This window comes from Pseudomonas sp. Tn43, assembly GCF_014192635.1.
Taxonomy (GTDB): domain Bacteria; phylum Pseudomonadota; class Gammaproteobacteria; order Pseudomonadales; family Pseudomonadaceae; genus Aquipseudomonas.
Map to the genome: position 1 here is coordinate 545,358 of NZ_JACHYG010000003.1, position 14,607 is coordinate 559,964.

Annotated in this window: 11 protein-coding genes; all 11 read right to left on the reverse strand. The window is 58.9% G+C overall.

The window, feature by feature from the left end:
* Positions 1–74: 74 nt before the first annotated feature.
* The gene (gene eno, locus FHW68_RS11135) at positions 75–1,364 is read right to left on the reverse strand and encodes a phosphopyruvate hydratase (protein WP_095631658.1); all 1,290 of its coding nucleotides are present in this window, start codon (positions 1,362–1,364) and stop codon (positions 75–77) included.
* Positions 1,365–1,520: 156 nt separating this feature from the next.
* Positions 1,521–2,366 carry a 3-deoxy-8-phosphooctulonate synthase gene (gene kdsA / locus FHW68_RS11140; RefSeq protein ID WP_183680408.1) on the reverse strand — a complete coding sequence of 282 codons (846 nt, stop codon included), beginning with the start codon at positions 2,364–2,366 and terminating at the stop codon, positions 1,521–1,523.
* 5 nt (positions 2,367–2,371) lie between these two features.
* Complete coding sequence (locus FHW68_RS11145; RefSeq protein ID WP_095631660.1) at positions 2,372–4,003, reverse strand: CTP synthase; 1,632 nt, start codon at positions 4,001–4,003, stop codon at positions 2,372–2,374.
* A 274-nt stretch (positions 4,004–4,277) separates the two neighbouring features.
* Positions 4,278–5,606 (reverse strand): tRNA lysidine(34) synthetase TilS, encoded by a 1,329-nt coding sequence (gene tilS / locus FHW68_RS11150; RefSeq protein ID WP_183680410.1) that lies wholly within the window; start codon positions 5,604–5,606, stop codon positions 4,278–4,280.
* Positions 5,607–5,753: 147 nt separating this feature from the next.
* Positions 5,754–6,701 (reverse strand): acetyl-CoA carboxylase carboxyltransferase subunit alpha, encoded by a 948-nt coding sequence (locus FHW68_RS11155; protein WP_095631662.1) that lies wholly within the window; start codon positions 6,699–6,701, stop codon positions 5,754–5,756.
* Positions 6,702–6,852: 151 nt separating this feature from the next.
* Positions 6,853–10,374 (reverse strand): DNA polymerase III subunit alpha, encoded by a 3,522-nt coding sequence (dnaE, locus tag FHW68_RS11160; RefSeq protein WP_095631663.1) that lies wholly within the window; start codon positions 10,372–10,374, stop codon positions 6,853–6,855.
* An 82-nt stretch (positions 10,375–10,456) separates the two neighbouring features.
* Positions 10,457–11,098 (reverse strand): ribonuclease HII, encoded by a 642-nt coding sequence (gene rnhB / locus FHW68_RS11165; protein ID WP_095631664.1) that lies wholly within the window; start codon positions 11,096–11,098, stop codon positions 10,457–10,459.
* A complete protein-coding gene (lpxB, locus tag FHW68_RS11170; RefSeq protein ID WP_095631665.1) occupies positions 11,098–12,225 on the reverse strand; it encodes a lipid-A-disaccharide synthase in 1,128 nt (375 codons plus the stop codon). The genes rnhB and lpxB overlap by 1 nt, the downstream gene beginning before the upstream one ends.
* Positions 12,226–12,227: 2 nt before the next feature.
* A complete protein-coding gene (gene lpxA / locus FHW68_RS11175; protein ID WP_008010226.1) occupies positions 12,228–13,004 on the reverse strand; it encodes an acyl-ACP--UDP-N-acetylglucosamine O-acyltransferase in 777 nt (258 codons plus the stop codon).
* Positions 13,001–13,441: a 3-hydroxyacyl-ACP dehydratase FabZ gene (fabZ, locus tag FHW68_RS11180; protein WP_007907157.1), complete on the reverse strand. Its 441-nt coding sequence runs from the start codon at positions 13,439–13,441 to the stop codon at positions 13,001–13,003. The genes lpxA and fabZ overlap by 4 nt, the downstream gene beginning before the upstream one ends.
* Before the next feature lie 108 nt (positions 13,442–13,549).
* Positions 13,550–14,605 carry a UDP-3-O-(3-hydroxymyristoyl)glucosamine N-acyltransferase gene (gene lpxD / locus FHW68_RS11185; RefSeq protein ID WP_095631666.1) on the reverse strand — a complete coding sequence of 352 codons (1,056 nt, stop codon included), beginning with the start codon at positions 14,603–14,605 and terminating at the stop codon, positions 13,550–13,552.
* Positions 14,606–14,607 lie beyond the last annotated feature (2 nt).

Sequence of the window (14,607 nt, forward strand, 5' to 3'; positions counted from 1 at the left end):
TGCCCCGCCTCGCTGATACGCAGCCTTTTGACACCGTCAAAAAGAATGAGTATTGGCGAGTCCGGGCACTTTACTCAGCCGCGGAATTCGCTACGACCGTTGTACTTGGCTTTGCCATTCAACTGCTCTTCGATACGCAGCAGTTGGTTGTACTTGGAGACGCGGTCGGAACGGCACAGCGAACCGGTTTTGATCTGGCCAGCCGCAGTGCCCACCGCCAGGTCGGCAATGGTCGAATCTTCGGTTTCGCCGGAGCGGTGCGAGATGACGGCGGTGTAACCAGCGGCCTTGGCCATCTGGATCGCTTCCAGGGTTTCGGTCAGGGTGCCGATCTGGTTGAACTTGATCAGGATCGAGTTGGCGATCTTTTTATCGATGCCTTCTTTCAGGATCCTGGTGTTGGTCACGAACAGGTCGTCGCCTACCAGCTGAGTCTTCTCGCCGATCTTGTCGGTGAGGATTTTCCAGCCAGCCCAGTCGGATTCGTCCAGACCGTCTTCGATGGAGATGATCGGATAACGCTCGGTCAGGCCTTTCAGGTAATCGGCGAAACCTTCAGCGGTGAACACCTGGCCTTCGCCGGACAGGTTGTACTTGCCATCTTCGTAGAATTCGCTGGCTGCGCAGTCCAGGGCCAGGGTCACGTCGGTGCCCAGCTTGTAACCGGCGTTGGCTACTGCTTCGGAGATCACTTTCAAAGCGTCTTCGTTGGAAGCCAGGTTCGGTGCGAAACCACCTTCGTCACCGACGGCAGTGCTCAGGCCGCGAGCCTTCAGAACGGCTTTGAGGTGATGGAAAATCTCGGTGCCCATGCGCAGACCTTCCGAGAAAGACTTGGCGCCAACTGGCTGAACCATGAATTCCTGGATGTCGACGTTGTTATCGGCGTGCTCGCCACCGTTGATGATGTTCATCATCGGAACCGGCATCGAGTAAACACCCGGGGTGCCGTTCAGGTTGGCGATGTGAGCGTACAGCGGCAGGTCCTGGTCCTGTGCTGCTGCCTTGGCCGCAGCCAGGGAAACGGCGAGGATCGCATTGGCGCCCAGAGTCGCTTTGTTTTCGGTGCCGTCCAGCTTGATCATCGCGTGATCCAGCGCTTTCTGGTCGCTTGGGTCGGTACCCAGCAACAGGTCACGGATCGGACCGTTGATGTTGGCGACGGCTTTCAGAACGCCTTTGCCCAGGTAACGGCTCTTGTCGCCATCACGCAGCTCGAGTGCTTCACGCGAGCCAGTGGAAGCACCGGATGGCGCGCAAGCGCTGCCGATGATGCCGTTATCGAGAAGCACATCGGCTTCCACAGTGGGATTGCCACGGGAGTCGAGAACTTCACGACCTTTGATGTCGACGATTTTTGCCATTGTTGTGAACACTCCAAAGTTGACGAAAACGACGCAGCTGAAGGAAATCTTTGATCGTCGGCAAGTGACAGACAGGGGGCAGGCTTGCAGACGACAAGGCTCAAGCCCGAGGGCCTGAGCGTTAAACCGTGCAGTACTTTACCGGAGAATCGGGGTTTACGCGGTTTCTACTGTCGGAAAACTTTTAACCAATTCGTCCAGTGCCTTGAGCTGGGTCAGAAAGGGCTCCAGTTTGTCCAGACGCAAGGCGCAAGGGCCGTCACATTTGGCATTGTCCGGGTCCGGGTGCGCTTCCAGGAACAGACCGGCCAGCGACTGGCTAATGCCGGCCTTGGCCAGGTCGGTGACCTGGGCGCGACGACCGCCGGCTGAATCGGAGCGACCACCTGGCATTTGCAGCGCGTGGGTCACGTCGAAGAATACCGGGTATTCGAACTGCTTCATGATGCCGAAGCCAAGCATGTCGACGACCAGGTTGTTGTAGCCGAAACTCGAACCGCGTTCGCAGAGGATCAACTGATCGTTACCGGCTTCTACGCATTTGTTCAGGATGTGTTTCATTTCCTGAGGCGCAAGGAACTGGGCTTTCTTGATGTTGATCACCGCGCCGGTCTTGGCCATCGCGACCACGAGGTCGGTCTGGCGCGACAGGAAGGCCGGCAACTGGATGATGTCACAGACTTCAGCGACAACCGCGGCCTGATCAGGCTCGTGGACGTCGGTGATGACCGGCACGCCGAAGGCTTGCTTGATGTCCTGGAAAATCCGCATGCCCTCTTCCAGGCCGGGGCCACGGTAAGAGGTCACAGAAGAACGGTTCGCTTTGTCGAAACTGGCCTTGAACACATAAGGGATACCGAGCTTTTCGGTGACCTTTACGTACTCTTCGCAGACCTGCATCGCCATGTCGCGGCTTTCCAGCACGTTCATGCCACCGAACAGCACCATTGGCTTGTCGTTGGCAATTTCGATGTTGCCTACGCGGATGATCTTCTGTGCCATCTGGTTTACGCCTTCTTCTGGTGTTGGGCCAAAGCGGCTTTGACGAAGCCGCTGAACAACGGGTGACCGTCGCGTGGCGTCGAGGTGAACTCAGGGTGGAACTGGCAAGCGACGAACCATGGATGATCCGGCGCTTCGACCACTTCAACCAATGCGCCATCACCGGAACGACCGGAAATTTTCAGACCAGCCTCGATGATTTGCGGCAGCAGGTTGTTGTTCACTTCGTAGCGATGACGGTGACGCTCGACGATCACGTCCTTGGCATAGCAATCGTGCACCAGGGAACCTGGTTCAAGCAGGCAATCCTGAGCGCCGAGGCGCATGGTGCCGCCCAGGTCGGAGCTTTCGGTACGGGTTTCGACTGCGCCGGTGGCATCTTCCCACTCGGTGATAAGGCCCACGACCGGGTGACCGCTGGTGCGATCGAATTCGGTGGAGTTGGCGTCTTTCCAGCCCATGACGTTACGAGCGAACTCGATAACGGCCACTTGCATGCCCAGGCAGATACCCAGGTACGGGACCTTGTTTTCACGAGCGAATTGAACGGCAGTGATCTTGCCTTCAACGCCACGCAGGCCAAAGCCGCCCGGTACCAGAATCGCGTCGACGCCTTCCAGCAGCGCGGTGCCCTGGTTTTCGATGTCTTCGGAATCGATGTAACGCAGGTTGACCTTGGTGCGGTTGCTGATGCCCGCGTGACTCATCGCTTCGATCAGCGACTTGTAGGCGTCCAGCAGTTCCATGTATTTGCCGACCATGGCGATGGTGACTTCGTGCTCCGGGTTGAGCTTGGCATCAACTACCGCTTCCCACTCGGACAGATCGGCGCTGTCGCATTGCAGGCCGAAACGCTCGACGACGAAATCATCCAGGCCCTGGGAATGCAGAATGCCCGGGATCTTGTAGATGGTGTCGGCGTCTTCCAGCGCGATCACCGCACGTTCTTCAACGTTGGTGAACTGCGCGATCTTGCGACGCGAAGAAATGTCGATCGGGTGATCGGAACGGCACACCAGCACGTCTGGCTGCAGGCCAATGGAACGCAGTTCCTTGACCGAGTGCTGGGTTGGCTTGGTTTTGGTTTCGCCGGCAGTGGCGATGTACGGCACCAGCGTCAGGTGCATCAGCATCGCGCGCTTGGCGCCGACTTCGAAACGCAATTGACGGATCGCTTCGAGGAACGGTTGCGATTCGATGTCACCCACGGTGCCACCGATCTCGACCATGGCCACGTCGGCATCGCCGGCGCCCTTGATGATCCGGCGCTTGATTTCGTCGGTGATGTGCGGGATCACCTGAATGGTTGCGCCCAGGTAATCACCACGGCGCTCTTTGCGCAGGACGTGCTCGTAGACACGGCCGGTGGTGAAGTTGTTGTTCTGGGTCATGGTCGTGCGGATGAACCGCTCGTAGTGGCCCAGGTCCAGGTCGGTCTCGGCGCCGTCGTGGGTGACGAACACTTCACCGTGCTGGAACGGGCTCATGGTGCCCGGGTCAACGTTGATGTACGGGTCCAGCTTCAGCATGGTGACCTTAAGTCCCCGCGCCTCCAGGATGGCCGCCAATGAAGCCGAGGCAATGCCTTTCCCCAATGAAGAAACAACACCGCCCGTGACGAATATGTAGCGCGTCATGAAAAACCCTAGAAGTCTGCGTTAAAGCGGTCCGAGCCGCCGGGGAAAGCGAAGGAAGGCCGAAGCCCCCGATCACCTGCATTAATTACAGTGCACCTTTCAAAAAAACCGCCGCGTTGGGACAGACCGGTAGATGAAACACCGGTAGGTTGCTCGCTACACATTTTTTGGAATCGCCCAGCAAAGACTGCTTGGTAATCGGCAACTCCTGCGATTCAGGCGAATCCACAGAAGTTGTATCAAGAAGGGAGCGTAGTCTACCGGAAAGCCCCTTTCAGCTCAAACCTTGATCTTCGACTTGCGGCTGCCAATGCAAATGCCAGCCATCTTGCTCACCGCCATTTAGCCCCCGCAGGTTCGCCACCGCCAGCAATTGCTGGCCGCTGTAGACCAGCGGCAATCTGCCACGGGCGAAGCCTGGCACACCGCTTTCGTTGAGCAAACGCTTCAGGTCACGGTGGCCGCGACCGGGCAGGCTCATGACCTCGCCTCCCTCACGATAGCGAATTTGCAGTGGGCCCGCGGGGATCTGACCGGTAAATTTGAGTACGCCATTATCCGGCAACGCCAGCGATACCGAGGGCTCAGCCCATGACACCGGGGATGGCGGAATGCGCAGCCAGCCACCCGACAACCACCACAGACGCCCACCGGCGCGATGCAATTCCCCCCCCGCCAGCCGCCAGACCGGACGCGCATCGCCGGTCGCATCGCGCACATTCTCCCAACCCGACCAATGGTCACTGTCCGGCAAAGTCGTCAGCGGTTTGAGCCAATGGCTTAGCGCGTTACGCTGACGTGCATCAGACAGTTTTTCCAGCGGTGCCAGCTCCAGCGACGGCAAACCCAGCCAATCGAAATCGCTGACAGTGCCGGCGTGGGCCAGATCGATTTGCGCCAATTCGTCGAGCAGTCCCTGCGCTTCGCTCAGGTGCGCAGCGCTGCGGGCCATGGTCGCCATCGCTTGCGGCCAGCGTGCGGTCAGCACGGGGAACACCTGATGACGCAGATAATTGCGCGAGAACTGGCAGTCCTGGTTCGACGGATCCTCGATCCAGCTCAATTGGTACTCAGTCGCGTAGGCCTCAAGCTCCGCGCGAGTGGCATCGAGCAGGGGTCGCAGCAGATGCCCACGCCCCAAAGGACGCTCCCTCGGCATCCCCGCCAACCCTCTCACCCCTGCCCCACGCATCAGCCGAAACAACAGGGTTTCCGCCTGATCGTCGCGGTGCTGGCCAGTGAGCAGCACCTCACCGACCTGAGTCGCCGCGACGAAGGCGCCATAACGCGCATCCCGCGCCGCGCGCTCAAGGCTGGCGCCGGGTTCAACCTGAACCCGCACAACCTCCAGCGGCACCCCCAACGCATCACAGATCGACTGACAATGCTCCGGCCACGCATCAGCCGCAGCCTGCAGGCCGTGGTGAACATGAATGGCGGTCAACGCCGGCAGGGATTGGGTTTTTGCGAGATGGGCGAGAAGGTGCAGCAGGACGGTGGAGTCGAGACCACCGGAAAAGGCGATGCGCCAGGTTGTGGCGTTGCGCCAAGGCGTGAGATTGCGCAGGAGCCTGGTAGACAGATCAATCGGGGGCTGACTCATATCTATCACTTCGCACAAATAAAATGTGGGAGCGGGCTTGCCCGCGAAGGCGGCGGAACAGCCAACAAATTCGTTGAATGTTACATCGCTTTCGCGGGCGAGCCCGCTCCCACAGTTTTTTCTATTGTCAGCCGAATCTGCGTCAGATCAGAGACCGTAGCTCATCAGACGCTCGTAACGACGGGCCAACAGCGCCTCATTATCGAACTTCTTCAACATCGCCAGTTGCGAGCTCAGCTCAGCGCGGATCGAGGCAGCCGCAGCAGCCGGATTGCGATGAGCGCCGCCCAATGGTTCGCTAATCACTTTATCGACAATGCCCAGGCCCTTCAGACGCTCGGCAGTAATGCCCATGGCCTCAGCGGCATCCGGAGCCTTCTCGGAAGTTTTCCACAGAATCGAAGCGCAACCTTCCGGCGAAATCACCGCATAGGTCGAGTATTGCAGCATGTTCAGCTGATCGCAGACGCCGATCGCCAATGCACCACCGGAACCACCTTCACCGATCACGGTGGCAATGATTGGGGTTTTCAGACGCGCCATGACGCGCAGGTTCCATGCGATCGCTTCGCTCTGGTTGCGCTCTTCGGCGTCGATGCCCGGGTAAGCACCCGGTGTGTCGATGAACGTCAGGATCGGCATTTTGAAACGCTCGGCCATTTCCATCAGACGGCACGCCTTGCGGTAGCCTTCCGGACGCGGCATACCGAAGTTACGGCGAACTTTCTCGCGCACTTCGCGGCCTTTCTGGTGACCGATAATCATCACCGGCTGATCATCCAGACGGGCAACCCCTCCCACGATGGCAGCGTCGTCGGAGAAGTGACGGTCGCCGTGCAGTTCATCGAACTCAGTGAAGATGTGTTCGATATAGTCCAGGGTATATGGACGTTTCGGGTGACGCGCCAGACGTGCGATCTGCCAGCTGGTCAGCTTGCCGAAAATGTCTTCGGTCAGCGTGCTGCTTTTGTCCTGCAGGCGGGAAATCTCATCGCCGATATTCAGCGAATTGTCATTACCGACCAAGCGCAACTCTTCGATCTTGGCTTGCAGGTCGGCGATCGGCTGTTCGAAATCTAGAAAATTCGGGTTCATAGGCGTCCGTCTTGGGTCGACCTTCCAAAAGAGCTTGGGCCGGCCGGTTGTCTATTCGCGCCTTACCTTAAGGGACAGGCGCGTTCAGGTCGAGATTAAAAATTCGGGTCGGGGTCAGGCGCGTTCCAATGCAAGGAATGGCACCTGGCCGTCAACGGTATTGGAGGAAGACGTTGTCTCGCCCGAACTGGTCACGCAGGGCTTGAATCAAGGCATCCGCCGGGTCGATTCGCCAGGTCTCGCCGAACTGCAACAAGGCCTTCGCATCGGGACTGGTGTACTCCATGGTGATCGGACACGCGCCGCGGTGGCGCTTGAACAGCTCACCCAGCCAGCGTAGCTGATCACCCTTCAAATCCTTGGTGTGCAATTTCAGGCGCAGGCTTTCGGCCAGGTTGGTGCGGGCATCTTCCATGCTCATCACGCGCTTGACCCGCAGCCGCAGGCCACCAGAGAAATCGTCATTGCTGACTTCACCTTCGACCACCACCATCGCGTCGGTCTGCAACAGCGACTGCGCGGAATGGAAGGCATCGGCGAACAGCGAGGCTTCGATCCGCCCGGAGCGGTCATCAAGGGTAATGAAACCCATCTTGTCGCCCTTTTTGTTCTTCATCACACGCAGGGCGATGATCATGCCCGCGACCGTCTGGGTATCGCGAGCCGGCTTCAGGTCGATGATGCGTTGACGGGCGAAGCGACGGATCTCGCCTTCGTATTCGTCGATCGGATGGCCGGTCAGGTACAGGCCCAGGGTGTCTTTCTCCCCTTTCAGGCGCTCCTTGAGGGTCAGTTCCTTGGCTTTGCGATGATTGGCGTAGACATCGGCGTCTTCTTCGACAAACAGCCCGCCAAACAGGTCGGCGTGGCCACTGTCGTGGGTGCGCGCGGTTTGTTCGGCAGCCTTGATCGCTCCTTCCATCGCGTTCAACAACACCGCGCGATTACGGTCGATGCCGGATTGATAGGCTTTGGGTTCGTCATGGAAATACGGGCCCAGACGATCCAGCGCGCCACTGCGGATCAAACCGTCCAGGGTGCGCTTGTTGATCCGTTTGAGATCGACACGGGCGCAGAAATCGAACAGATCTTTGAACGGTCCATCCAGACGCGCCTCGGTGATCGCTTCCACCGGCCCTTCGCCCACACCCTTGATTGCGCCGAGGCCATAAATAATGCGGCCTTCGTCATTCACCGTGAACTTGAACTCCGAAGTATTCACATCCGGCGCGTCGAGACGCAGCTTCATGGTGCGAATTTCTTCGATCAAGGTCACGACCTTGTCGGTGTTGTGCATATCCGCCGACAGCACCGCGGCCATGAACGGCGCCGGGTAGTGGGTTTTCAGCCACGCGGTCTGGTATGACACCAGACCATAGGCGGCGGAGTGGGATTTGTTGAAGCCGTAACCGGCGAACTTTTCTACCAGGTCAAAGATGTTACCGGCCAGGTCGGCGTCAATATTGTTGGTGGCGCAACCTTCAATGAAACCGCCACGTTGCTTGGCCATCTCTTCGGGTTTTTTCTTACCCATGGCGCGACGCAGCATGTCTGCACCGCCAAGGGTGTAACCAGCCATGACCTGGGCAATCTGCATCACCTGTTCCTGATACAGGATGATGCCGTAAGTCGGCGCCAGGACTGGCTTGAGGCCTTCGTACTGGTAATCCGAGTGCGGGTACGCCAGTTCCGCGCGACCGTGCTTACGGTTGATAAAGTCGTCAACCATGCCTGATTGCAACGGGCCCGGACGGAACAGGGCCACCAGTGCGATCAAGTCTTCCAGGCAGTCGGGCTTGAGCTTTTTGATCAGCTCTTTCATGCCGCGCGACTCGAGCTGGAACACCGCGGTGGTCTCAGCTTTTTGCAACAGCGTATAGGTCGGTTTGTCGTCCAGCGGAATGAACGCGATATCCAGCGGCGGCTCGTTGGCCTTGGCGCGATCGCGGTTGATGGTTTTCAGCGCCCAGTCGATGACCGTCAGGGTCCGAAGCCCCAGGAAGTCGAATTTCACCAGGCCGGCCGCCTCGACGTCGTCCTTGTCGAACTGGGTTACCAGGCCATCGCCCGCTTCGTCGCAATAAATCGGCGAGAAGTCGGTCAGCTTGGTTGGCGCGATCACCACACCACCGGCGTGCTTGCCGACGTTACGCACAACGCCTTCAAGCTTGCGCGCCATTTCCCAGATTTCCGCTGCCTCTTCATCGACCTTGATGAAGTCGCGCAGGATTTCTTCCTGCTCGTAGGCTTTTTCCAGAGTCATGCCGACTTCGAACGGAATCATCTTGGACAGACGATCCGCCAAGCCGTAGGACTTGCCCTGCACCCGCGCCACGTCACGGACCACCGCTTTTGCCGCCATGGAACCGAAGGTGATGATCTGGCTAACCGCGTTACGGCCGTATTTTTCGGCCACGTAATCGATCACCCGATCACGGCCGTCCATGCAAAAGTCGACGTCGAAGTCGGGCATGGAAACCCGTTCCGGGTTAAGGAAACGTTCAAACAGCAGGTCATATTCCAACGGGTCGAGGTCGGTGATCTTTTGCACATAGGCCACCAGCGACCCGGCGCCCGACCCACGGCCGGGGCCCACCGGCACGCCGTTGTTCTTGGCCCACTGGATAAAGTCCATCACGATCAGGAAGTAACCGGGGAAGCCCATCTGGATGATGATATCCAGTTCGAAATTCAACCGGTCGACATAAACCTGACGCTTGGCTTCGTAGTCTTCGGTGGTGTCCTTGGGCAGCAGAACGCTGAGGCGCTCTTCCAGACCGTCGAAGGACACCTTGCGGAAATACTCGTCGATGGTCATGCCATCGGGAATCGGGAAGTTGGGCAGGAAGTGCTTGCCCAGTTTCACCTCGATGTTGCAGCGTTTCGCGATCTCGACCGTGTTTTCCAACGCCTCGGGCAGGTCGCTGAACAGCTCGGCCATTTCCTCGGCGCTTTTCAGATATTGCTGATCGCTGTAATTCTTCGAACGCCGCGGATCGTCAAGGGCGCGGCCCTCACCGATGCAAACGCGGGTTTCGTGGGCTTCGAAGTCTTCCTGCTTGATGAAACGCACATCGTTGGTCGCCACCAGCGGCGCGCCGATTTTCGTTGCCAGGGCCACGGCGCCGTGCAGTTGCTCTTCATCATTGGGGCGACTGGTGCGCTGCACTTCCAGATAGAAGCGATCCGGGAACACCGCCATCCACTCGCGAGCCAGGGTTTCGGCTTCATCCGGGTTGCCGCTGAGCATGGCCAGACCGATCTCGCCCTCTTTCGCCGCCGACAGCATGATCAAGCCTTCGCTGGCTTCAGCCACCCACTCGCGCTCGATGATCACCGAACCATTGCGCTGGCCGTCGATGAAGCCACGGGAGATCAGCTCGGTGAGGTTGCGGTAACCCACCGCATTCATCGCCAACAGACTGATCCGGCTCAAGGGGTTGTCCGGATCCTTGTTCGACAACCACAGGTCGGCGCCGCAGATCGGCTTGATCCCCGCCCCCATGGCCGCTTTATAGAATTTGACCAGGGAACACATGTTGTTCTGGTCCGTGACCGCCACGGCAGGCATGTTCATGCCGACCAGGGTCTTGACCAGCGGTTTGATCCGCACCAGACCGTCGACCAGGGAATATTCAGTGTGCAGGCGTAGATGAACGAATGAAGCCGGCATAGTGATCCTGTCTAGAAACTAGAAACGTAAAGACAACAAGGCCCGGATTGTACCGGGCCTTGAGTAAAACATCAGCCTGCGCCTAACTGCCCATCAGGTTTTCCAACGCTTCGTAAGCCTCACGCACTGGCGCGAACGAACGGCGGTGGATGGGCGTAGGACCGAGGCGCACCAGCGCCTCGAGATGAACGGCTGTTGCGTAGCCTTTGTGGCTGCCGATGCCATACCCCGGATAAATCAATTCGAACGCGGCCATTTCGCGATCACGGCTGACTTTGGCCAGAATCGATGCCGCAGCAATGGCCGGTACCTTGCCATCACCCTGGATCACCGCTTGCGCACGCATCGAGAGTTTCGGGCAACGGTTGCCGTCGATCATCGCCAGTTTCGGCTGGATGTGCAGCCCTTCGACCGCGCGCTGCATGGCCAGCATGGTGGCGTGAAGAATATTCAGCTCGTCGATTTCTTCGACTTCGGCGCGAGCGACATACCAGCTCAGGGCTTTTTCGCAGATTTCGTCGTAAAGCTCTTCGCGACGGGCTTCGGTGAGCTTCTTCGAATCGTTGAGGCCGAGGATGGGGCGGCTCGGATCGAGGATCACTGCCGCCGTCACCACTGCACCGCACAGCGGGCCGCGACCGACTTCATCGACACCCGCCACCAGATCTTCAAGTTCATCGACTAGCATAAAATCCAGGCCCAGCTGCTTACTCGCTTTGCTCATTATGCTCTGCCAATCAGGTTCAGTACCGCATCCGCAGCCTGATTGGAGGCATCCAAGCGCAGCGTTCGGTGGATTTCGTCAAAGCCTCGGGTCTGCTCCTGGCCACCTTCGATCAGTGGCGACAGGGTCTGGGCCAAGGCCTCTACCGTCGCATCGTCCTGCAACAATTCCGGCACCAGCAGGCGCTGGGCCAGCAGATTCGGCAACGAGACGTAGGGACTCTTCACCATCCGCTTGAGAATCCAGAACGTCAGCGGTGCCAAACGATAAGCGACCACCATGGGCCGCTTGTACAACAATGCTTCCAGCGTAGCGGTGCCCGAAGCAATCAACACGGCGTCGCAAGCAGCCAGGGCCAGATGGGACTTGCCGTCGAGCAAGGTCAGTGGCAAATCACGACCGGCCAGCAGTTCTTCAAGCTGAGCCCGCCGCTCCGGGCTCGCGCAGGGCATGACGAACCGCACGCCCGGGCGCATGGCGCGCACGCGCTGGGCGGTGTCGAGGAACAGCGCCCCCAGGCGACCGACCTCGCCACCCCGGCTACCCGGCATCAGGGCGACCAGCGGCCCCTCCGGCAAGCCAAGTTCGGCCCGCGCTGCGGCGCGATCAGCCTCAAGCGGAATCGCATCGGCCAAGGAATGGCCGACAAACCGCACCGGCACACCCTTCTCTTCATAAAATTTAGCTTCGAACGGGAACAGCGTCAGCATCAGGTCGCAACCTTCGCGAATCTTCAGCACCCGCTTCTGCCGCCAGGCCCAGACCGACGGGCTGACGTAATGCACGGTCTTGATCCCGGCCTGACGCAGTTTGAGTTCGATATTGAGGTTGAAATCCGGAGCATCGATACCGATGAACACGTCCGGCTTCTGGGCGATCAGGTCCGCGACCAGTTTCTTGCGACGTGCCAACAGCTCGCGCAAACGGCCCAGCACTTCCACCAAGCCCATGACAGAAAGGCGCTCCATCGGGAAATACGACGCCAAGCCTTCAGCCAGCATCAGCGGGCCGCCGACACCGATGAATTCGACTGCCGGATGCCGGGCCTTGAGCGCGCGCATGAGCCCCGCACCCAGAATGTCACCGGAAGCCTCTCCCGCCACCAGCGCAATACGCAAATTGGCCATGGTTAACGGGTGATGCCGCGGGTCGAAGACTGGATGGAGTCACGGAACACCGCGACTTCCGGGAACTGCAGCGAGGGTTCGGCCAATTCGGCAAGCGCCTGCTCGACCGTCAGGCCCTGGCGGTAAACCACCTTGTAGGCACGACGCAGGGCGTGGATCGCATCTTCGCTGAAACCGCGACGGCGCAGGCCTTCGAAGTTCATGCTGCGGGCTTCGGCCGGGTTGCCGAATACCGTTACGTAGGCTGGAACGTCCTTGCCAATGGCAGTGCCCATGCCCGAAAAGCTGTGGGCGCCAATATGGCAATACTGGTGAACCAGGGTAAAACCGGACAGGATCGCCCAGTCTTCAACGTGCACATGGCCGGCCAACGCGGTGTTGTTGACCAGAATGCAGTGGTTGCCAATAACGCTGTCGTGACCGATGTGGGCATAGGCCATGATCAGGTTGTGATCGCCCAGGGTCGTTTCCGAACGGTCCTGAATGGTCCCGCGGTGAATCGTCACGCCTTCACGGATGACGTTGTGATCGCCGATGACCAGACGGGTTTCTTCGCCCTTGTACTTCAAATCGGGCGTGTCCTCGCCTACCGAAGAAAACTGGTAGATGCGGTTGTGCTTACCGATTCGGGTCGGGCCCTTGAGAATCACATGCGGCCCGATCACTGTCCCCTCGCCGATTTCCACACCTGCGCCGATGATCGACCAAGGGCCGACTTCGACGTCGTCGGCCAGAATGGCCGTCGGATCGATGATTGCGCGAGGGTCAATCAAACTCATAGTTTGCGTTCCGCGCAGATGATTTCAGCGGAGCAGACTGGCTTGCCATCAACCGACGCCTGGCATTCGAACTTCCAGATCTGACGCTTGCAGCTCAGGAACTTGGCTTCCAGGATCAATTGATCACCCGGCAGCACGGGCTGACGGAAGCGCAGTTTGTCGGAGCCTACGAAGTAGTAAAGCGTGCCGTCGGCAGGCTTCACGTCGAGCATTTTGAAACCAAGGATCCCGGCAGCCTGAGCCATCGCTTCGATGATCAGTACGCCCGGCATGATTGGATGCGCAGGGAAGTGACCATTGAAGAACGGTTCGTTGATGCTGACATTCTTGTAGGCGCGAATGCGCTTGCCTTCCACATCCAGATCCACAACCCGGTCCACCAGCAGGAACGGGTAACGGTGAGGCAGGTATTCGCGAATCTCGTTGATGTCCATCATTTCGGGGGGAAGCCTATGTAAAGATTGGGAGCGCGCGACTGACGCGCACTCCTCTAGCAAATCAAGGAGGCAGTCTAACGGCTGTGCACACTTGATATGGAAATGGTATCAGCCATCTGATGAAGCATTACCGCCAGGGGTCACGTCCCCTACACGCTTTTCCAGCTGTCGCAAACGTCGCGCGATGTCATCGAGCTGACGGATACGGGCCGCGCTTTTGCGCCATTCGGCTGCCGGTTGCATCGCCGTACCGGAAGAATATGAACCCGGCTCGGTAATGGAGTGGGTCACCATGGTCATCCCGGTCAGGAAAACGTTGTCGCAAATCTCGATGTGGCCCACCAGCCCTACGCCACCGGCGAGCATGCAATGCTTGCCGATTTTCGTGCTCCCGGAGATCCCCACACAGGCGGCCATGGCGGTATGGTCACCGACCTGGACGTTGTGAGCGATCTGAATCTGGTTGTCGAGCTTCACACCATTACCGATAACGGTATCGGCCAATGCTCCGCGATCAATAGCGGTATTCACGCCTATTTCTACGTCATCGCCGATCGAGACACCGCCAATCTGGGCGATTTTTTGCCAGACGCCTTTCTCGTTGGCAAAGCCGAAGCCTTCACCACCAAGCACAGCACCGGATTGAATCACCACCCGTTTGCCGATGCGCACGTCGTGATACAGCGTGACACGTGGGGCCAACCAGCCGCCTTCGCCGAGTTCGCAGCGCGCACCAATGAAGCAATGAGCCCCAACGGTCACACCCGCGCCAATACGCGCGGCACTTTCAATCACCGCAAAAGCACCGATGCTCGCCGCCGGATCGACCACTGCATCCGCCGCCACCACCGCTGTCGGATGAATACCGGCAGGCGCCTTGGGCTTGGGATCGAACAGGTGGGAAACCCGTGCGTAGGCCAGGTAAGGATCCGGCACCACCAAGGCATCACCGGCAAACGCTTCAGCATCAGCGGCCTTGAGCAATACGGCGGCGGCCTGACAGTCAGCCAGGTATTTGCGGTATTGAGGATTTGCCAGAAAGCTCAACTGAGCTGGGCCAGCCTCTTGCAAAGTGGCTAGCCCAGTAATTGCTTTCTTCGGGTCGCCACGTAAGGTGGCGCCGAGGAACTCGGCCAACTGGCCGAGCTTTATAGTCGCTGTCATGG